Origin of the sequence: Winogradskyella eximia, from assembly GCF_003386165.1 — a bacterium.
GTDB lineage: Bacteria > Bacteroidota > Bacteroidia > Flavobacteriales > Flavobacteriaceae > Winogradskyella > Winogradskyella eximia.
In genome coordinates this window covers 54,849-74,838 of the sequence record NZ_QRDV01000010.1, presented here as the reverse complement: position 1 = coordinate 74,838, position 19,990 = coordinate 54,849, and the positions used below count along the sequence as shown (strand labels likewise).

General features: G+C 32.0%; 23 protein-coding genes. 12 read left to right on the top strand and 11 right to left on the bottom strand.

Translation table 11 applies throughout. From position 1 onward, the window contains the following. Position 1 precedes the first annotated feature (1 nt). The 3 genes from mltG (at position 2) to DFQ10_RS17340 (ending at position 2,729) form a co-directional block, all read left to right on the top strand. Positions 2-1,045, top strand: a complete 1,044-nt coding sequence (gene mltG / locus DFQ10_RS17350; RefSeq protein WP_115818715.1) for an endolytic transglycosylase MltG — start codon at positions 2-4, stop codon at positions 1,043-1,045. Positions 1,046-1,048: 3 nt separating this feature from the next. Continuing rightward, a complete protein-coding gene (locus DFQ10_RS17345; RefSeq protein ID WP_115818714.1) occupies positions 1,049-1,954 on the top strand; it encodes a DUF2279 domain-containing protein in 906 nt (301 codons plus the stop codon). A 118-nt stretch (positions 1,955-2,072) separates the two neighbouring features. Beyond that, the gene (locus DFQ10_RS17340) at positions 2,073-2,729 is read left to right on the top strand and encodes a peptidoglycan-binding protein LysM (RefSeq protein ID WP_115818713.1); all 657 of its coding nucleotides are present in this window, start codon (positions 2,073-2,075) and stop codon (positions 2,727-2,729) included. 81 nt (positions 2,730-2,810) lie between these two features. Here the strand turns inward: DFQ10_RS17340 and DFQ10_RS17335 are convergent, their stop codons facing one another. From DFQ10_RS17335 to dnaA, 4 genes are all read right to left on the bottom strand, one after another. Beyond that, the gene (locus DFQ10_RS17335) at positions 2,811-3,527 is read right to left on the bottom strand and encodes an SAM-dependent methyltransferase (RefSeq protein WP_115818712.1); all 717 of its coding nucleotides are present in this window, start codon (positions 3,525-3,527) and stop codon (positions 2,811-2,813) included. Beyond that, the gene (locus DFQ10_RS17330; protein WP_115818711.1) at positions 3,527-4,948 is read right to left on the bottom strand and encodes a PQQ-dependent sugar dehydrogenase; all 1,422 of its coding nucleotides are present in this window, start codon (positions 4,946-4,948) and stop codon (positions 3,527-3,529) included. Before DFQ10_RS17330 ends, DFQ10_RS17335 begins: the two co-directional genes overlap by 1 nt. A gap of 68 nt (positions 4,949-5,016) precedes the next feature. Next, entirely contained in the window at positions 5,017-5,472 is a 456-nt protein-coding gene (locus tag DFQ10_RS17325) for a low molecular weight protein-tyrosine-phosphatase (protein WP_115818710.1), read from the bottom strand. A 12-nt stretch (positions 5,473-5,484) separates the two neighbouring features. Next, a complete protein-coding gene (dnaA, locus tag DFQ10_RS17320) occupies positions 5,485-6,912 on the bottom strand; it encodes a chromosomal replication initiator protein DnaA (RefSeq protein ID WP_115818709.1) in 1,428 nt (475 codons plus the stop codon). A 198-nt stretch (positions 6,913-7,110) separates the two neighbouring features. Between dnaA and DFQ10_RS17315 the strand changes: the two genes are divergently transcribed. Continuing rightward, entirely contained in the window at positions 7,111-7,518 is a 408-nt protein-coding gene (locus DFQ10_RS17315; RefSeq protein ID WP_115818708.1) for an acyl-CoA thioesterase, read from the top strand. Here the strand turns inward: DFQ10_RS17315 and DFQ10_RS17310 are convergent. From DFQ10_RS17310 to DFQ10_RS17290, 5 genes are read right to left on the bottom strand one after another with little or no spacing between them, the layout of a single operon-like run. Further along, positions 7,513-8,118, bottom strand: coding sequence for an IMPACT family protein (locus tag DFQ10_RS17310; protein ID WP_115818707.1), 606 nt, complete (start codon positions 8,116-8,118; stop codon positions 7,513-7,515). The genes DFQ10_RS17315 and DFQ10_RS17310 overlap by 6 nt on opposite strands. Continuing rightward, complete coding sequence (locus tag DFQ10_RS17305) at positions 8,118-8,969, bottom strand: EamA family transporter (RefSeq protein WP_115818706.1); 852 nt, start codon at positions 8,967-8,969, stop codon at positions 8,118-8,120. The genes DFQ10_RS17310 and DFQ10_RS17305 overlap by 1 nt, the downstream gene beginning before the upstream one ends. Next, positions 8,966-9,583, bottom strand: a complete 618-nt coding sequence (locus DFQ10_RS17300; protein WP_115818705.1) for an HAD family hydrolase — start codon at positions 9,581-9,583, stop codon at positions 8,966-8,968. The genes DFQ10_RS17305 and DFQ10_RS17300 overlap by 4 nt, the downstream gene beginning before the upstream one ends. After that, positions 9,570-10,667, bottom strand: coding sequence for a bifunctional diaminohydroxyphosphoribosylaminopyrimidine deaminase/5-amino-6-(5-phosphoribosylamino)uracil reductase RibD (ribD, locus tag DFQ10_RS17295; protein ID WP_115818704.1), 1,098 nt, complete (start codon positions 10,665-10,667; stop codon positions 9,570-9,572). The genes DFQ10_RS17300 and ribD overlap by 14 nt, the downstream gene beginning before the upstream one ends. Continuing rightward, complete coding sequence (locus DFQ10_RS17290; protein WP_115818703.1) at positions 10,668-11,126, bottom strand: LEA type 2 family protein; 459 nt, start codon at positions 11,124-11,126, stop codon at positions 10,668-10,670. Positions 11,127-11,176: 50 nt separating this feature from the next. Between DFQ10_RS17290 and DFQ10_RS17285 the strand changes: the two genes are divergently transcribed. The 4 genes from DFQ10_RS17285 to DFQ10_RS17270 all read left to right on the top strand — a co-directional run bounded on the left by DFQ10_RS17285 (position 11,177) and on the right by DFQ10_RS17270 (position 15,421). Next, positions 11,177-11,668, top strand: coding sequence for a GNAT family N-acetyltransferase (locus DFQ10_RS17285; protein WP_115818702.1), 492 nt, complete (start codon positions 11,177-11,179; stop codon positions 11,666-11,668). Between the two features lie 3 nt (positions 11,669-11,671). Beyond that, positions 11,672-12,544, top strand: a complete 873-nt coding sequence (gene prmC, locus DFQ10_RS17280; RefSeq protein WP_115818701.1) for a peptide chain release factor N(5)-glutamine methyltransferase — start codon at positions 11,672-11,674, stop codon at positions 12,542-12,544. A gap of 29 nt (positions 12,545-12,573) precedes the next feature. Beyond that, positions 12,574-14,568, top strand: coding sequence for an NAD-dependent DNA ligase LigA (gene ligA, locus DFQ10_RS17275; protein ID WP_115818700.1), 1,995 nt, complete (start codon positions 12,574-12,576; stop codon positions 14,566-14,568). A gap of 103 nt (positions 14,569-14,671) precedes the next feature. After that, positions 14,672-15,421: a hypothetical protein gene (locus tag DFQ10_RS17270; RefSeq protein WP_115818699.1), complete on the top strand. Its 750-nt coding sequence runs from the start codon at positions 14,672-14,674 to the stop codon at positions 15,419-15,421. 152 nt (positions 15,422-15,573) lie between these two features. Here DFQ10_RS17270 and DFQ10_RS17265 read toward each other — a convergent pair whose 3' ends face one another. Further along, positions 15,574-16,488, bottom strand: a complete 915-nt coding sequence (locus tag DFQ10_RS17265) for a bifunctional metallophosphatase/5'-nucleotidase (protein WP_115818698.1) — start codon at positions 16,486-16,488, stop codon at positions 15,574-15,576. A gap of 3 nt (positions 16,489-16,491) precedes the next feature. Next, positions 16,492-17,250 carry a 5'-nucleotidase C-terminal domain-containing protein gene (locus DFQ10_RS17260; protein WP_115818697.1) on the bottom strand — a complete coding sequence of 253 codons (759 nt, stop codon included), beginning with the start codon at positions 17,248-17,250 and terminating at the stop codon, positions 16,492-16,494. Between the two features lie 71 nt (positions 17,251-17,321). On the opposite strand from DFQ10_RS17260, the gene DFQ10_RS17255 reads away from it, so the two are divergent. The 4 genes from DFQ10_RS17255 (at position 17,322) to DFQ10_RS17240 (ending at position 19,983) form a co-directional block, all read left to right on the top strand. After that, positions 17,322-17,840 (top strand): DUF6913 domain-containing protein, encoded by a 519-nt coding sequence (locus tag DFQ10_RS17255; protein WP_115818696.1) that lies wholly within the window; start codon positions 17,322-17,324, stop codon positions 17,838-17,840. Beyond that, a complete protein-coding gene (gene dapA / locus DFQ10_RS17250; protein WP_115818695.1) occupies positions 17,840-18,724 on the top strand; it encodes a 4-hydroxy-tetrahydrodipicolinate synthase in 885 nt (294 codons plus the stop codon). Before DFQ10_RS17255 ends, dapA begins: the two co-directional genes overlap by 1 nt. Before the next feature lie 108 nt (positions 18,725-18,832). Further along, positions 18,833-19,645, top strand: coding sequence for an outer membrane protein assembly factor BamD (locus tag DFQ10_RS17245; RefSeq protein ID WP_245940761.1), 813 nt, complete (start codon positions 18,833-18,835; stop codon positions 19,643-19,645). An 11-nt stretch (positions 19,646-19,656) separates the two neighbouring features. After that, a complete protein-coding gene (locus tag DFQ10_RS17240; protein ID WP_115818693.1) occupies positions 19,657-19,983 on the top strand; it encodes a DNA-directed RNA polymerase subunit omega in 327 nt (108 codons plus the stop codon). Positions 19,984-19,990 lie beyond the last annotated feature (7 nt).

Here is a 19,990-nt window from a genome sequence, read left to right as displayed (position 1 = left end):
TATGTACATTAAAAAAATGCTTTGGGCAATTGCCCTTGTTGGTTTGGTTATCTGTGGCGCTTTTGCCTACTATATTTATGGAGCCATGTTTTCGCCTAACACAAAATTTGAAGACGGTACCGAATTTATATACGTCCCAACTAATGCAACTTACTCACAAGTACGCTCGCAATTAGAGCCATTATTAGAGGATATTAATGCTTTTGATGCTTTAGCAAAACAGAAAAAATATACGTCAAATATCAAAGCTGGTCGGTTTGCTATTACTAAAGGCATGAACAATAATGACATAATCACTTCTATAAGAAGTAAAAATCTTCCGATTAAAATAGCTTTTAATAATCAGCACCAATTAGCGGATTTGGCAGGACGAATAAGTACGCAAATTGAAGCTGATAGCTTGTCATTATTAGAGGCAATGACAGATGAAACATTTTTAACTAAAAACGGATTTAACAACGCAACGGCTTTAGGAATGTACTTACCTAACAGTTATGAATTCTTTTGGAATACTTCTGCGGAAACGTTTAGAGATAGAATGTTAACAGAGTACAATCGTTTTTGGACAGCCTCTAGAAAAGCACAAGCTGAAAAACTAAATTTAAGTCCAAATGAAGTCATCACTTTAGCCTCTATTGTACACGAAGAATCTAAGCAAGCTGACGAGCAACCAAGAGTAGCTGGTGTATATCTCAATAGGTTACGTATTGGTATGCCTTTACAAGCTGACCCAACTTTAAAATTTGCAGCTTATCAATTGCCAAAATATAAGAACACCATAATTAGACGTGTTTTAAATGTACATAAAGAAATAGATTCTCCATATAATACATATAAATATGCAGGCTTGCCACCAGGATTAATAGCTATGCCAGACTTATCTGCTATTAAAGCTGTGTTAAGTCCAGAAAAGCATAGTTACTTATATTTTGCAGCAGATGCAAAACGTTTAGGCTACCATAAATTTGCTAAAACCTTAGGTCAACACAATAATAATGCAAGAGAATATCATCAATATTTGTCTTCTCAAGGTATTAATAAATAAGGTTTGAAGGTATCAATTAGCTGTTTTGCGATTTTATTGCTGTCGAGTGGCTTGCTTTTTTCACAATCTAAGCTCAACACCTTTTTGAAACCTAGTGATTCTTTAGATACTAAAAGACGTAATACGGTTGCTATTACTGAAGCGGCTATGGCTTCTGCAACATTAATTGCACTAAATCAATTATGGTATGCAGATTATCCACGTTCAAGTTTTAAAACACTAAATGATAGTGGAGAGTGGTTGCAAATGGATAAAATGGGACATGTGTTTTCGTCTTATCAACTGGGAAGGCTAGGAGCTAACACTTTAAATTGGGCAGGAGTTAGTAAAAAAGATCAATTACTTTATGGTTCAACTTTAGGTTTTGGCTTTTTAACCGTTGTTGAAGTCATGGATGGCTATTCAGAAGAATGGGGATTTTCTTGGACAGATATGGCAGCCAATGCTACAGGAACAGGTCTGCATATTGGGCAAGAACTTCTTTGGAATGAACAACGCATTGTTTTAAAGTATTCATTTCATACTACAAAATTTGCCAAGCAACGACCAAATAAGTTAGGTGACGGTTTCTCCGAAGAATTTTTAAAAGATTATAATGGTCAAACTTATTGGCTAAGTGCTAATATCAATTCATTTTTAAAAACAGAATTTGTTCCAAATTGGTTGAATGTTGCTTTTGGTTACGGAGCAGAAGGTATGTTAACTGGTGAAGCTTATGATCCTTTATTCTTAAACCAAAATAGAAAGCGTCAATATTACTTAAGTTTAGATATTGATTTAACCCGAATTAAAACAAATTCTAGCGTTCTTAAATCTATTTTCGACGTAATTAATGTAATTAAAGTCCCTTTTCCAACATTAGAATTGGATAGCAATGGTCGGCTAAAAGGGCATTTAGTCTACTTTTAAGTTAAAATTTTAACACTTAAACGGTTGATTTTCAGTAATTGAAAAATAATCGTATATTTGCACGCGAATTTTGTAGGACTATTTTGGGGAAAATGTTTTACATTAAAAATTAGCTGTTATGACTAAAAATAGCGTTAAGAATTATGTAGTGCCATTTGTAATTTGTTTTTTAATTGCTCTAGCATTATATCCAGATTCAACTCTTAATCCAGATCATTATTCTACAAAAGGATTAGAGCTTAATTATAATATTTCTGAAGATTTAGCAATGGCAACAAAAGACCATACTGCGAAGTCTAATATTTTTACTCCACATTTAGGTAAATCTTTTGAAGGATTTAAAGAAGCATTAGCCTTTAAAGAGTCTAGAGGTAATTATTTTACGGTTAATTCTTTAGGATATTTAGGTAAATATCAATTTGGTACTGAAACTTTAGAATTACTAGGTATTTACACTCCAAACCAATTTTTATATAATCCAGAATTACAAGAAAAAGCATTTATCGCTAATGCAGAACGTAATAAATGGGTGCTTAGAAATGATATTAAGCGTTTTGAAGGTAGACAAATTGCAGGAGTTAAAGTTACTGAGTCTGGTATTTTAGCAGCAGCACATTTAGCAGGTCCAGGAAGTGTGAAGAAATTTTTGCGCAGTTTTGGTGGCAATAATTCGTCTGACGAGTATGGTTCTACAGTAAGGTCTTATCTTAAAAAGTTTTCTGGTTATGACACTTCTATGATTACACCAGATAAGAAAGCAAGAGTGACCTTATAATCTATCTTTTATTTATTATAAACAGTTTTAATGGTGTAATACGCGTTAAAATGAATATCAAATTAACGCGTTCTACATCGTTTAATCTTTCTGTATGATGAATATGGAAGGTCTTTTGTGTAAATCTTCTTTATTGTGTTTCCATTCACTAGCAGATTTTGTTTTAATAAACTCAGTAGGTAACGTTAAATCACAAGCAACACAAACATTTGTGTTTGGATGAAGAGTATCTGCTAAATCTTCAAGCATTTTCATGTTTCTATATGGTGTTTCAATAAAAATTTGAGCCTGATTATGTTCTGAAGATAATCGCTCTAGTGTTTTTAACTTTGCTTTTCTCTCACTTTTATCTATTGGTAGATAGCCATTAAAAGTAAAGCTTTGACCATTCATACCAGAACCCATTAAAGCGAGTAGAATAGAAGAAGGACCAACCAATGGTACTACTTTAATATCCATTTGATGGGCTAGTTTAACAATTTCAGCGCCAGGATCTGCAATAGCAGGACAACCTGCTTCAGATAATAACCCAATTGAAATACCTTCTAAGCAACTATTTAAATAGGTATTGCGTTCTGCCTCTGTAGTATATTTATTTAAAACTTGAAGTTTTAAAGTGGGTTGAGATTTACTTGGCGAAATACGTTTAATAAAACGACGTGCTGTTTTTTCATTTTCAACAATATAGTAATCGAGATCCTCAATCACTTTTTTTATAGAGATTGGTAAAACCTCGAGTGGTGGATTATCACCTAGTCTTGTAGGTATAAGATATAATGTTCCTTTGGTATTGTTCATTAATGTATAACCAGTTTATGTATGCTTTGTTCTCCGTTTGAATTATTAATTTGTAAAATATAAATACCATTAGAGAGTTGAGAGGTGTTTATGTTCTGAATATGTTCTGCAGTGCGTTTAATTGATTTTACTTTTTTTCCATGTAAATCATAAATGGCTATTTGGGTTAATACGTTTGTGTTAATATTTGAACCAAAATTAATATTTATATTATCTTTTGTAGGGTTTGGGTACACAGAAATATTAGAAAACAAACTATCTTCTATACTTAAGGTAGGGTCAATAATTTTATAAATATTTCCTGAGGATAAATCTGAAACGTATAATTCTCCATTTAAATCTTCACCAAATGCAGACCATTGACCGGTAAATGATTCAAATGTTCTAATCCAGTTGGTATTAGTTTCATCATAAGTTAAATATCCAATTTCTTGACTACATATATCAGCAAAGAAATATAAACCATTTAAGTTAGGGTAGTTAGTGCCTCTGTATCTGTAACCTCCAGTAATAGAGCATTTAAATTCGCCATCTCCAAAATGCGTATAACCACTAATAGGAAAAGTGTATGCGCTAGCATCTGAGCAATCATTAGAGTTATACGGACCGTTACCTTCATAACATCTCCAACCATAGTTTAAACCTATTGCTGCGTCTACTGCTGAAACCATATTGATTTCTTCATAATCTCCTTGGCCAACATCTGCAATCCATAAGTCATTATTTAGGCGATCAAAAGAGAATTTCCAAGGGTTTCTTAAACCATAGGCAAAAATTTCGGCTCTAGAATTTGGGTCTCCAATAAAAGGATTACTAGATGGAATACTGTAATTTTGAGTAGCTGTTGTGGCGTTAATATCTATTCTTAATATATTACCTAATAAATTTAATTTATTCTGTGAGTTATTTTCAGGATCACCAGCAGAACCACCATCTCCTGTTGAAATATATAAAAAGCCATCATTTCCAAATGCTAAGTCACCTCCATTATGATTGCTGTATGGTTGGATAAAACTAAGGATTGGAAATTCTGAATTAGAATCTGCTAGCAGTGGATTATTGGTATCTCTAGAAAATCTAGAAATTACAGTGTTTCCTGAATTATCAATGTAGTTGACAAAAAAGTAACCATTAGTTGCATATTCAGGATGAAAAGCCAAACCTAAAAGACCTCTTTCGTTTCCTGTGTTTATAACAATACTATCAATATTTAAGAATGGTGCGCTTTCAATAGAGCCATCGGAGTTTATAATCTTAATTAATCCATCTTGCTCAACAATATAGAGTTTATCGTCACCTGCATGTTTAATGCTGACTGGTCGGTCTAAATTGGAAGCAAAAAGTTCTAGATCTATATTTTGTGCCTTACAAAAAGAATGAATTGAGAATGCTATAAGGCATAATAGTAAAGTGTGTTTCATCTTAAATGTATTAAAGGTTTGGTACTAAATTACAAAAAAGAGTTTTGTAATAAGATTTAATCTTTTTTTTAGTGATTTAAACCTTTTGCAATAACACTACACGTTTTATCAGTAAGATGATAAACATATTCAAAATCACTTTCATCTCCGTAGTATGGATCTGGCATATTTTTGTTTTGAATAGATGTATTAGCTTCTAAAAACAATCTTACTTTTTCAATGTCATTTGGGTTGCGAGCTAAGCTAATGATGTTATTGTAATTAGACTGGTCCATAGCGTAGATAAAATCAAAAGTATCAAAATCAGAGACTTTAAATTGTCTTGCGCTCTGCGAGCTAATGTCTAAACCGTGTTTTTTAGCAACTGCAATAGAGCGTCTGTCGGGAGCATTACCAATGTGGTATGCTGCTGTGCCAGCAGAATCTACATAAAAGTGATTTTCAGGAAGCTTAGACTGCATAATTCCATGAGCTAGAGGAGAACGACAAATGTTTCCTAGGCACACCATTAAAATACGAGTCATAATTATTAGTAATTAAAGTGCTAACTTTTTAGATAAATCTTCAACGTATTTTCTAAATTGTTTATCTGTAGAAGATAAATTGTCAACCGTTTTACAAGCATGCAGAACAGTAGCGTGATCGCGTTGACCTATTTGAGAACCAATACTTGCTAAAGAGGCTTTAGTGTATTTTTTAGCGAAAAACATAGCTAATTGACGGGCTTGTACAATATGACGTTTTCTAGTTTTAGATTGAAGCGTATTCACATCCATTTGAAAATAATCTGAAACGACTTTCTGAATGTAATCAATAGAGACTTCACGCTTTGTATTCTTAACAAACTTCTCTACGATATCTTTTGCAAGATTGATAGTAATTTCCTTTTTGTTAAAAGAAGACTGAGCAATTAAAGAAATTATAGCACCTTCAAGTTCTCTAACATTAGTTTTAATATGTTTTGCAACATATTCTATAATGTCTTCTGGCATTTCAACACCATCTCTATATAGTTTATTCTTTAAAATAGAAACTCTAGTTTCAAAATCTGGAGTTTGTAATTCCGCAGAAAGTCCCCATTTAAAACGAGATAATAAGCGTTGCTCAATATCTTGCATATCAACAGGTGCTTTGTCACTTGTTAAAATTACTTGCTTTCCGTTTTGGTGTAAGTGATTAAATATATGGAAGAATACATCTTGTGTTCCTGTTTTACCAGACAAGAATTGTACATCGTCAATAATTAAAACATCTATAATTTGATAGAAGTGAATAAAGTCATTTCTATTATTCTTCTTAACAGAATCTATGTATTGTTGCGTGAATTTTTCAGCAGAAATATATAAAACTGTTTTTTCAGGATATTTATCTTTAATATCAACACCTATAGCATGCGCTAAGTGTGTTTTTCCTAGTCCAACACCACCAAAAATTAAAAGTGGGTTGAAAGAAGTTCCTCCCGGTTTGTTAGCAACTGCAATACCTGCATTTCTAGCTAAACGATTAGAGTCACCTTCTAGGAAGTTTTCAAAACTATAACTAGGGTTAAGTTGCGATTCAATTTTTACATTTCTAATTCCAGGAATTATAAATGGGTTTCTAAGTTCAGGGCTTTTATTGTTAAAAGGAACATCAACATCTTGCGATTTTACAGCAGATCTATTTGAACTTGGAATTTTCTCCGTAAACGGTTGTTTATTGCCATACGTGTTTTCCATTTTAATAACGTAAACCAATTTGGCATCTTCTCCTAACTCCTTTGTTAACGAAACTTTTAAGATTTTTACATAGTGTTCTTCTAGCCACTCGTAGAAAAACTTACTAGGAACTTGAATGCTCAAAGCATTACCCGAAAGTTTCACCGCGTCTATAGGTTCAAACCAAGTTTTGTAGGCTTGTGGCTGTATATTATCTTTAATAAAAGCGAGACAATTACTCCATACAGATTGCGCTGTGATCTCCATTCGTTAAGTTAAATTTTTTGTTGTTAGTTATATTAGCAAAAAAAAAGAGAATTAGTATTCTCTAGTAGTTTTGAACAGGACAAATATGTGAACAAAATTCTTAAAAAAAAAATCAAATTTCATAGAATCTTTAGAATTTTTTTCCCATGTTTAAAACATTTGAAAATTACAAAATTATTCCTAAACAAAAGTATAAATATGAATTATAATGAAACAAAATTAAGAGTCAGATATGGCGAGACAGACCAGATGGGTGTTGTATATCATGCCAATTACGCAGTGTACTTTGAGGTGGGTAGAACCGAGTGGTTGCGCGAGTTTGGGCTTAGCTATAGCGGAATGGAAGCCGATGGCATAATGCTTCCTGTAATTTCATTGTCTATAAACTACAAAAATTCAGCACGTTATGATGACGAGCTTAAAGTAAAAACCACACTTAAAAAGATGCCTACAGCATCAATAGAATTTGAGTACGAATTACGAAACCAATCTGATGTTTTACTGGCTACTGGAAGCACAATTTTAGCATTTGTAGACGCAAAGAAGAATAGGCCTACAAGATGTCCAAAATATCTTTTAGACCAACTGCAAAATTATTCGTTATAATTCTTTTATTTCAACACCGAAAAATTGAGTAAATAGATCAAAAAGTTTCGAACTGTGGTTTTTTCTGACAGATATTTCTAATAAACAATTTAATTCTAAGGTCTGATTTGTGATTTCAACATCATTTTCTTTTAAAATTCGCATCACTTTACTCATGTTTTTATATTCAAACTTCAGATGATACTTTTTATTTATGGTTCTTTCAACAATTTTTGAGGCTTCTAATGCTAATTGCGCTCCTGTTCTGTAGGCATTAATTAAGCCTCCGACTCCCAATTTTACACCTCCATAATATCTCACCACTATAATTAAGATGTTGGTGACTTCAAAAGATTGTATCTGCCCATAGATTGGCATTCCGGCAGAATTTTTAGGTTCTCCATCATCGTTAGCTCTATATTGAATCGTTTCAGTTCCTATTTGGTACGCATAACACCAATGTCTTGCCGCATAATGCTCTTTCTTAATATCTTCTAGATGTTGTTTTATCTGTTCTTCGTTTGTGACAGGAAAAGCAAAACCATAGAACTTGCTATTCTTGTCTTTAAATAATTCGCCTTGGGCTGGTTCAGTAATTGTTTTATATAAATCGTTTTCCATTATGCTAGTGTAACTAATAATATGGCAATGAAGGCTAATATAATACCAATCCAGTTTTTCTTAGAAATGTTTTCCTTGAATAAAACCAAGCCTACCAATGTAGAAAGTGCTAAAATGGCAATATTATTAATGGTAAATATTGTTGAACTTTCTGTGTTTTCTACTCGTAATGCTAAAAGTAGAAAATACATAGAACCATAGTTTACAACACCTAAAAGAATTCCGAATGGTATACTTTTAAGTTGAAATCTTTTTTTAGTAGTAATAGATTTATAAGCAAATAAAGAGAAGCCAATAATTGCAGCAATACCAAAAATAGAAGAAAGGAATAGCGGAATATTGCCTTTTGGTGCAAAATGATTTACGGAAGTATCTATTATACCAGAACCTATAAAAAGAATAATAGGTAAGTAGATAGATTTTGTAACTACAGAATTATCTTTCTGTTTAATAGATGTTAAGTAAACGGCGACTAAAGCTAGTGCGATTCCTATTAATTTTTGAGCTTCTGTACTTTCGTTATTGACATAAATTCCGAATATCACCGGAATTATTAAACTCATTTTACTAGCAACAGAAGCTACTGAAAGTCCGTTTCTTTGAGCTGTAAGTGCCATAACATTAAATATGGCAATAAACAGAAAACCTAATCCAATAGCGGCAATAAACCAATGGGTTTGTATAATTTCTGAAACGGTAATTTGTGCATCGTTGAAGATTAACCCAAAAGAAAAAGCCGTTGCATAATTAATGACGATAGCCTGAAGTGTGTCTATCTTATATTTGCTAAAAAGTTTAAACAGCACAAAAATTGCCGTAGATGACAATACGCTAAACAATAAATATATCAAAAGAGTTCTTTTTTAGTTTCAAAAAGAGTCACGACATCTTCTTTTGTTTCGTCAATATTCCATGTGTGGAAACCCATACCAGCTGCAGTATCAGTATTGTCTTTAGTGTCATCGACAAAAAGACATTCATTAGCATTAAGATTGTTTTCTTTTAGCACGAATTCAAAAATATCCGCATTTGGTTTTCTATAATGAATCTCTTGAGACAAGTAAAAAACATCAAAACAGGCTTTGAATTCTTCGTAAAATGAAACATTTTCTTTTATGAAATCAATATGCATATCGTTGGTATTACTCAACAATATGAGCTTGTATTCTTTTTGATTTGCTAAATTTTTAATGAATTCTAATCTGTGTTCAGGAAAATCCTTAATGATACAATTCCATGCATTAATAAGTTTGGTTTCACTAACATTGGGAAATTTCGATTTATAAAACGCAATAAATTCTGAAGTTGAAATTTTTCCTACTTCATAAAGGGTATTAGTTTCAATCATATCTGCATCAAACGTCTTTAAATTAAATAAATCTAAAGCATGTTGCATTGCACCTGGTTTATCTAAATTGATAAATACATCACCAAAATCGAAAATTAGTGTTTTAATCTTTTGCATATATTTTTAATAAATCATTTTTGATTTGAGACTCAGAAATTAAATTCCCAATTAATTCTGGTGCTTTAATTCCCGTTTTAAAACTTGTGTTTCCTGTAAAAACGCGAGCTTCATCCCAAAGATTTTCGTCTATAAATGTTTGAAGTGTTTGTGAGCCACCTTCTATAATTATTGAATTTATTTGAAATTTAAACAATTCATCACATATTTGTTTCGCAATTGTTTTTTTTAAATCCCAATCAATTTTTATATATGCAGCACTAATACAATTTTTTAATGGTGGATGAATTGACCAACTTGTTTGGTTAGTATCTAGAACAGGAAGAATGTTGTTTTCTCCATGAAAAATAATATCATCAGCTTCATCACTAAAAATAGAGTAATCAGAATTTAATTTTAAATCTTTATCCAATACCACTCTAATAGGATTTTCGCCAGACCAATCTCTAACCGTTAAACTTGGATTGTCTTCAATTACTGTATTTGTTCCAACTAAAATAGCTTGTTCTTCGGCACGCCATTTATGTACTAATTGACGAGAATATTTATTGGTTATCCAAACTGGTTTTTTTTCGTCTTTCTTAATTGGTGCCATAAAACCATCAGCTGTTTCTGCCCATTTGAGTATAATATAAGGACGCTTTTTATTGTGAAATGTAAAAAATCGCTTGTGATGCGCTTTACATTCGGCTTCCAAAATACCAACGGTAACATTACAGCCAGAAGCTTTGAGTTTCGCAATACCTTTACCTGCAACTTCAGGATTATCGTCAATACAGCCAATGACTACATTCGGAATTTTATGTTTTACAATTAAATCGCTACAAGGTGGTGTTTTTCCAAAATGGCTGCAAGGTTCTAATGTTACGAAAAGCGTACATTTAGTTAAAAGCGACTTGTCTTTTACGGCATTTATAGCGTTTACTTCAGCATGGTTACCACCATAAGCACTAGTGTAACCTTCGGCAATTATCAAATCATTGTGCACAATCACAGCACCAACCATTGGGTTTGGTCTTGTGGTTCCCAATCCGTTTTTGGCAATTTGCAAACAGCGTTTTATGTAGGTTTCGTGCGTAGTCAACTAGAGTTTTATTTTAACATCTTGGATTTCATCTACAGTGTATGTAGAAGAGTAACCCATAATTCTATATTTAATATCACCTTTATAATGTACTTTCAGGCTTTGGCTAATTAAACTACCTAATAAACCACCAAGACTTTTCTTGTCTATAAGACGTTCGGTTTCTACAGTAACAGTTAATGGAATTGTGAAATTCTTTTTTCGAGGCACATCAAATTCATCAGAGATAATCGTTGCGACTTCTGCATCATTAATATAAACCTTTAAATCATCAGTTTTTAAAGTGCCACCAACATCGTTTTTATTAAGGAAAAATGCATCTGCGCTAAGCGTAATCCTTTTAGAATTAGAATCAATGACTTTGATATTATCGAGTTTAACAAACTCAGGTTTTTCAGTTACAGCACAGTTGAAAAGTAGTGTAAAAGTTAGGGAAAACATTAAGAGTCTTTTAAACATAAAATTGATTTTATATGTATTTTTGATTTTGACTAAAAAGTAATTATTAAGTGCGCAAAGATACTATTGTTATCCGAGAAATTGTAGCCAAGGACAATCCTAAAATAGCAAAAGCGATTAGGACTGTTTTAATAGAAATGGGAGTTCCTAAAGTTGGGACCGCTTATGAAGATGCCGCTTTAGATTGTATGACAGAAACGTACGACCAACCTAAGAAAGCGTATTTTGTAGTTGAAAGTGGTAACGACATCATTGGTGGTGCCGGAATTTCGCCCTTAGATAATTACGAAGGTAATGTGTGCGAATTACAGAAAATGTATTTTATGCAAGAAGCCAGAGGAAAAGGTTTAGGAAGCGAAATGATGAATAAATGTTTAGATTTTGCTAAGCAATCTGGTTTTGAACAATGCTATTTAGAAACCTTACCATATATGGATGGTGCTCGAAAATTGTATAGAAAAGTAGGTTTTAAATCTATTGATAAACCAATGGGAAACACTGGTCATTACTCATGTACAGTTTGGATGCTTAAAGATTTGTAAGTAATGGTATTAAAAGAACTTCAAAATATATTTCACATAGAATTAGATGCTATTTATGGTAAACATGAAGTGGGTAGTTTCTTCTATTTGTGTACCGAGCATTATTTAAATGTGCCAAGAATACAATTGACTTTAGAACCAGGATTAGCAATCACAAAACCTGAAACAGATACTTTTTTTAAAGTTTTAGAAGATTTAAAACAGCAAAAGCCTATTCAATATATTTTAGGTGAAACAGAATTTTACGGATTGCCATTTAAAGTAAATGAGCATGTGCTGATTCCGAGACCAGAGACAGAAGAACTTGTAGATTTAATCATTCGTTCTGTCACTGCGAGTGCAGTCGGGAAGTCTTTAAAAATCCTAGATATTGGTACAGGTTCTAGTTGTATTGCTATTTCGTTAGCTAAAAACTTACCAAAAGCGGAAGTTTACGCTTTAGATGTAAGCAAAGAAGCCTTAGTAGTTGCAAAACAAAATGCTAAAGGTAATAATGTAGACATAACATTTATTGAGGCAAGTATATTAGAAGCGTCTAATTGGGATTTGTTTTTTGAAAATACAAAGTTCGATGTCATTGTGTCTAATCCACCATACGTAAGAGAATTAGAAAAACAAGAAATACAACCCAACGTTTTAGACAACGAACCACATTTGGCTTTGTTTGTAAATGACAACAATCCCTTAATATTCTATAAAGCAATTACTGATTTTGCAGTTAAAAAGTTGAAACCAAACGGTAAATTATATTTTGAAATCAACCAATATCTTGGAGAAGAAACAAAGCAATTATTAGTTGATGCAAATTTTGAAAATATTGAGTTGCTGAAAGATTTAAATGGGAATGATAGAATGTTGAAGGGAATTAAAGTTTAAAAAAAAGAATTGTTTACATACTTTATTATATGAATACAAAACAAAAAATAGAATCACTTAGAGAAGAAATACGTCAGCACAACTACAATTACTATATTTTAGATGATGCAACCATTAGTGATTATGAGTTTGATATAAAATTAAAAGAACTTCAAGCTTTAGAAGAAGCTCATCCTGAGTTTTTCGATGCTAATTCACCAACGCAACGTGTAGGAGGAGCTATCACCAAGAATTTTAAAACTACGGTTCATGATTCCAGAATGTATTCTTTAGATAATTCCTATTCTAAAGAGGATTTATTGGATTGGGAAACGCGTATTAAAAAGATGGTTGATGGCGATGTTAATTATACATGCGAATTAAAATACGATGGTGCATCTATAAGCTTAACTTACGAAAACGGTAAATTATTAAGAGCCATAACTCGTGGAGATGGAGTACAAGGTGATGAAGTCACCGCAAACATAAAAACTATTAACACTGTTCCGCTTCAATTAAAAGGTGATTTCCCAGAACGTTTTGATATTAGAGGAGAAATTGTATTACCTATTGAAGGCTTCTTAAAAATGAACGAAGAACGTATTGAAAATGAAGAAGAACCTTATAAAAACCCTAGAAATACAGCTTCAGGAAGTTTAAAACTGCAAGATAGTTCTGAGGTTGCCAAACGTCCTTTAGAATGTTTGTTATATAGTATAGTAGGAAACAATCTTAATATCACATCGCAATTTGAAGGTTTGGAGAAAGCTAGAGCTTGGGGTTTTAAAGTACCACAAGAAGCTAAATTGGTAAATTCTATTGATGAGGTTTTAGAATATGTTGACTATTGGGATGAAAACAGACACAATTTACCTTACGAAATAGATGGAGTAGTAGTAAAGGTGAATAATTTGTATCAGCAAGACGAATTAGGCTTTACGGCAAAAGCGCCACGTTGGGCAATGGCTTATAAGTTTAAAGCCGAACAAGTGTCTACGCGTTTAAATGAAATTACTTACCAAGTTGGAAGAACAGGAGCCATTACACCAGTGGCTAATTTAGAACCTGTGCAATTGGCTGGTACAACTGTAAAACGTGCATCGCTTCATAATGCAGACCAAATTGAGAAATTAGATATTAGAGAAGGTGATGAGGTATTTGTTGAAAAAGGAGGTGAGATTATACCAAAGATAATTGCGGTTGACTTTACTAAGCGTCCGGAGAATTCGGTACCAACAACCTATATTACAAACTGTCCAGAATGTCATACTGAATTAGTAAGACTAGAAGGTGAAGCAAAGCATTACTGTCCTAATTATACGGCATGTCCACCACAAGTGGTTGGGAGAATTCAACATTATATCTCTAGAAAAGCAATGGATATTGATGGGTTAGGAGGAGAGACGGTTGCTTTATTAGTAAAGGAAGGCTTGATTCATAATTATTCGGACTTATATGAATTAACTGTAGAACAAGTTATTCCGTTAGAACGTATGGCAGAAAAAAGTGCTGTAAATTTGGTTAAAGGTATTGAAGCTTCAAAACAAATTCCATTTGAGCGTGTTTTATTTGCGCTAGGCATTAGATATGTAGGTGAAACAGTTGCTAAGAAATTAGCTAAGCATTATAAATCTATCGATGCACTTATGTTTGCTTCACAATTAGATTTAGTTACAGTAGATGAAATAGGAGAGCGTATTGCAGAGAGTGTCGTTCACTTTTTCTCTATGGAAGAAAACAAACACATTATAGAGCGTTTAAGGTCATTTGGAGTGCAACTAGAAATTTCGGCAGAGAAATTAGCTAACCAAACCGATAAGCTTAAAGGTCAGACTTTTGTAGTTTCTGGTGTTTTTGAAACCATTTCTAGAAATGAGCTTAAGAAACTAATAGAAGATAATGGAGGAAAAGTATCTTCATCTATCTCATCTAAAACAACTTATGTTGTTGCAGGTGACAAAATGGGACCTAGTAAACGTACAAAAGCTGAAAATTTGAATATTCCAATACTCACAGAAAATGACTTTTTAGACGTTTTGAAGTAAATTCCTACGTAAAAAAGGGTATTTATTCGATGAAATACATAATTTTAACGTTAAAGTGTAAAAAAAATGTTTATATTTGCTACCGTTAATAAGGGAATAATTAATGTTAGTAAAAAAAATTATAAAAGTAGTATTGTTACTCTTAGGAGCGGTCTACATTTTGCTTCAAGGTTTAGCAAAAGAGGTAGAAGGAGCTATTCTAAGTGCAATAATATTGATGCTTCTTACCTGGCTTTATGCAAGTTGGACTAAGCATAGATCTAAATTTTTTCTTTCGTTTTTAGTCACTTTTACAATTGCCCAAGTTTTAAATGCTATTTCTTGGTACACACCTGAAGTTCCTTTAGATAAAACAGATTATTTCTACTATGTAATAAATATGCTTTATATCGTTGCTTATGCTTTGCTTATTTTAAAAACTATAAAGCAATTAAATTTAAAAACAATTTTTTCAGAGTTAACTATACCTATTGTGGTGTTGGTTGTTTTAGATGTTTTTTGTGTTACTCTAATATCGGGAACAACAGAAGGCTCCTTTTCGTATTATCAATATGTATTAGAGTATGCATATAATGCATTTGTTATGGCATTATTATCATTTGCCCTTATAGATTATATGTATAGAAATAACTCTAAATCTATGCTTTTTTTAATTGGAACAATTTTTATAGCCTTTTCAGAAATTATTCAACTTGCCTATTTTTATATTCTAACTGATGACAGTTTAGGATTTGTATACTCTTTCTTTTTAGTAGTTGCTTTTTTCTTTCTGTATCTACAATCGCAACATAAGGTTACAGATCCAATTCCTGCTTATGTTGATGAGCCTATTGAAGTTGAAAATTTACAGTAGTACTAACTACCAGGTTACATTTAGCTTTTTTAATTTAGTTTTTAGTTCAATAAGAGGTGTGCTATCAATTTGTTATGTGTTAATAACCATTTTTTTGTTTTTAAACTAACAATCCTAAGCCAGATTAATCGTTCTTTATAACCTATAGAATTTTAAACAACAATTGCAGCTCCATCTGCTTTAATGTTTTTACCAGAATTAAAATAGAAATCTACTTTTCCTAAATATAAACCGTAGCAACCTACTTGGTTCACTAATACATTTTTACCAACACTGTTTTTTTCTATAGTTGGTTTAGGTAGAAATGTGTGTGTATGGCCACCAATAATAAGATCAATATCTTTTGTAGCTCTTGCTAACTTTAAGTCACTAACCTTATCTGAGTCTTTTTTATAATCATATCCAATATGAGATAAGCAAATAACTAAATCACATTTTTGTTCTTCTTTTAAAAGACGAGACATGTCTTGTGCTTTTTCAATAGGGTCTAGATAAACGGTTTCTTTATACATGTTTTTATCTACTAAACCATCTAGTTTAATACCTAATCCAAATATGCCAATTTTTATACCATCTTTAACAATAATTTTATATGGCTTAACATGTGTATCCATTACGGTATTTGAGAAATCGTAATTAGCAGATACAAAATCGAATTTAGCATGCGGTATTTGAGCATACAATCCATCAATACCATTATCAAAATCATGATTACCAATAGTTGCTACATCATATTTTAGCATACTCATTAGTTTAAATTCTAACTCACCACCATAATAATTGAAGTATGGTGTGCCTTGAAAAATATCTCCAGCATCTAATAATAAGGTATTTGGATTTTCTTTCCTTATCGCGTCTACTAATGTAGCACGTCTTGCTACACCTCCTTTATTTGCATTTCTACCGTCATCTGGTCCAAAGGGATCAATATGGCTATGCACATCATTAGTATGTAGAATGGTTATTTTTTTTGTTTTGCTAGAACCAAACGATTGTAGTCCTAAACCTCCAACTCCTGCTAAAACAGTTGCTGCTGTTGATTTCTGTATAAATTGTCTTCTCTTCATGTCTTAAAAATTTAATTTAATAAAACGGTTGTCGCGTACTGGATGTAAGGTGTCTGTTTTCTTAAAATTATCAATTAATACATTTCTTATTTTATAATCTAAAACAGTTAAGCCGTCATTGGGTTTAAAAAAGGTCATGCCATCACCACCATTATATAGGTAGTCATTGGTAGCTACATAATAGGTTTTTGTAACATCTATTGGTTCTTTATGGACAGTGGCTGATTTCACCTCATTATCTGCCGTAATAGTAAGCTGAAGCTGGCGAGAAACAGGATGCGCACGTTTTGCATTAGCTAAATATGTCATCATCTCATTTACTTTATCTCCTTTTATAGCTGCTACAACCACAGAATTTTCAAAAGGCATTACTTCATAAGCCGTTCGTGTAGTAACGTTGCCTTTAGAAATTATGGAACGAATACCTCCATGATTTAATAGAACAAAGTCAATATATTTTCCTGTTTTTTTATAAAAAACAGGATTACCTTCATCATAAACAGCATCAGCCATTAAATTTCCTATGGCTGTGTTTAATTCTCCATCACTTTTAGTATAGGTTTCTGGAGCATAGGAAATAACATTGTCCATATCTTTATTAACGTGTTCTCTATATGGTTTTATGAAATTTTCTATTTCCGTTTTAGGATTTATATTTTCATCAATAGTGAGACGTTCACCTTCAATCTTTGATATTTTTGATGATGCACATGAAAAAATGAGCAACAAAAAGCAGAGTTTTAAAGTTTGTTTAATAGTCATTGAATAACTTATAAAGAGTTTATAATAAAATGTTAGCGCTTTTACTAAATTTGCACAAAGGCGAAAGATAAATGATTTTAAAAGCATTTAAAGAAAAATCTAATCGAAAATATGTCAACAAATTGTTGACAGAACGTAAATCTACCGTAAACAATAATAAAATTAAAACGGTTGCAGTTTTACTTAATGCAAATGAATTTCATGAGTTTGAAGTGTTTAGAGTTTATTTTAAAGCATTGGGATTAATTTCTCCAAAGCATAAAATAGTAGCTTTTACTATGGATGATAAGTTAGAATATAACCAATGGAATGCGCATTTTAGTCCAAAGGATTTTGGATGGAAAGGCAAAATGAAAAATCCAGATTTAGAAGCTTTTGTAACAGAACCTTTTGATATGCTGATTTGTTTCTATAAAAACTCTGTGTTACAATTAGATCAGATTACAGCAGCATCGCATGCGAATTTCAAAGTAGGCATATCTACAACCGATGAACGCTTATACGATCTAATTATTGATGTCGATTTAAAAGACATTAATATTTTTAAACAAGAATTGAAAAAATATTTAAACATTCTAAAAAAATTATAATGACCAAATTTATAGGAACAGGTGTTGCGTTAATCACACCATTTAAATCAGATTTAAGCATCGATTTTGACGCTTTAGAGCGATTAGTAGAATATAATATTGAAAATGGTACAGATTACTTAGTAATAAGTGGTACAACAGGAGAAAGTGTTACAGTTACACCTGAAGAGAAAAAGGAATTGGTGTCGTTTATAGCTAAAGTAAATAATGGAAGATTACCATTGGTTTTAGGTATAGGAGGTAATAACACTTTAGCGGTTGTTAAAGAAATACAAACTACTGATTTTTCTGCAATAGATGGTATTTTATCGGTATCACCTTATTATAGTAAGCCTACACAAGAAGGTATTTACCAACATTTTAAAGCGATAGCAGAAGATTCTCCATTACCAATTATTTTATATAATGTTCCTGGTAGAACATCATCTAACATGTTACCAACAACAACATTTAGGTTAGCAAAAGATTTCGATAATATTGTGGCTGTGAAAGAAGCAGGAAATAATGTGCACCAATATTTAGAATTATTAAGAACCAAACCTAAAGATTTTTTAATCTTATCTGGAGATGATGATTTAGCATTAGGTGTTGCGTTAGCTGGAGGCTCTGGTGTTATTTCTGTAATTGGACAAGCTTTACCAAAAGAGTTTTCAGAAATGATAAGATTAGGTATTGCTCGCAAGGCAAAAGAAGCTTACGATATCCATTTTAAATTAATGCCTGTTACAGGAATGATTTTTTCTGAAAACAATCCTGCAGGAATAAAAGCGGTTTTATCGGCATTAAATATATCAAAACCACATGTGCGATTACCACTTGTAGAAGCCACAGATGAGTTAAAAGAAGCTATTAAAGTTGAATTAAAATCTTTAGGTAAAAGTTAAACTTTATATAAATTGATTTTTAGGCTAAAAACAACAGTTAATTTAGCACATAATAATTGTTTTTTAAATCCGTTAATAATGTTTACTTTTGCATTCTGTTTAAAATTTATGAAGAGAGGACTTTACATACTACTGATCAGTATTCTATTTATTTCGTGTAGTGATTTTCAGAAAACATTAAAATCTGAAGATACTGCTGCAAAATTTGAAATGGCATCTGAATTATTCGACGCTGGAAAGTGGAAGAAATCTTTTAGACTGTCGGAGCAAATCCTTCAGAAATATAGAGGGAAACCACAAGCTGAAAAATTAACCTACATACATGCCATGTGTTCTTATCATTTAGGTGATTATTACATTGCAAGTTATCACTTAGATAAATTTACAGATATTTATCCTCAGAGTGAAAAGGCTGAAGAAGCTGCGTTTTATGCAGCAAAAGGTTATTATTATAATTCACCTGTGTATTCTAAGGAGCAAAAAGAAACAGTAGAAGCGATAGAGAAATTGCAGTTATTTGTGAATGAGTATCCTAATTCAAAATATTTAGCTGAAGCGAATACTTTGGTTAAAGAATTAGATTTTAAATTAGAGAAAAAAGCATTCGAAATTGCTAAGCAATACAATTTAATTGGTGGTTATACTGGAGATTATGTGGCGTCAATAAAGTCATTTAATAATTTCTTATTAGAATTTCCAGGTGCTACATTAAGAGGTGATGCTTTTTATTACAGATTTAATTCTGCATATAAATTAGCAATTCTAAGTGTAGATTATAAAAAAGAAGAACGTTTAAAAGAAGCGTTAGATTATTACCAAGCGCTTAATAAGTCTTATCCAAACTCAGTATATTTGGAAGAGGCTAACATATTAAAAGAAGAATTACAACAAGAATTAAATACGTTTACTACTAAAAGTTAAACATTATAACGATGGATTTAAAAAAGACAGACGCACCAGTAAGTACAATTACTTATAACAGAAACGAAATTGATGCTTCAACAGATAATATCTATGAAGCTATTTCAGTAATTTCTAGACGTGCAGAACAAATTAATACAGATATTAGACGTGAGTTAATTGATAAACTAGAAGAGTTTGCCACTTACAACGATAGTCTTGAGGAGATTTTTGAAAACAAAGAACAGATTGAAGTATCTAAGTTTTACGAGAAATTACCTAAGCCACACGCTTTAGCTGTACAAGAGTGGTTAGATGATAAGATTTATCACAGAAATACTGATGATCCTCAGCCATAAGCCTTAG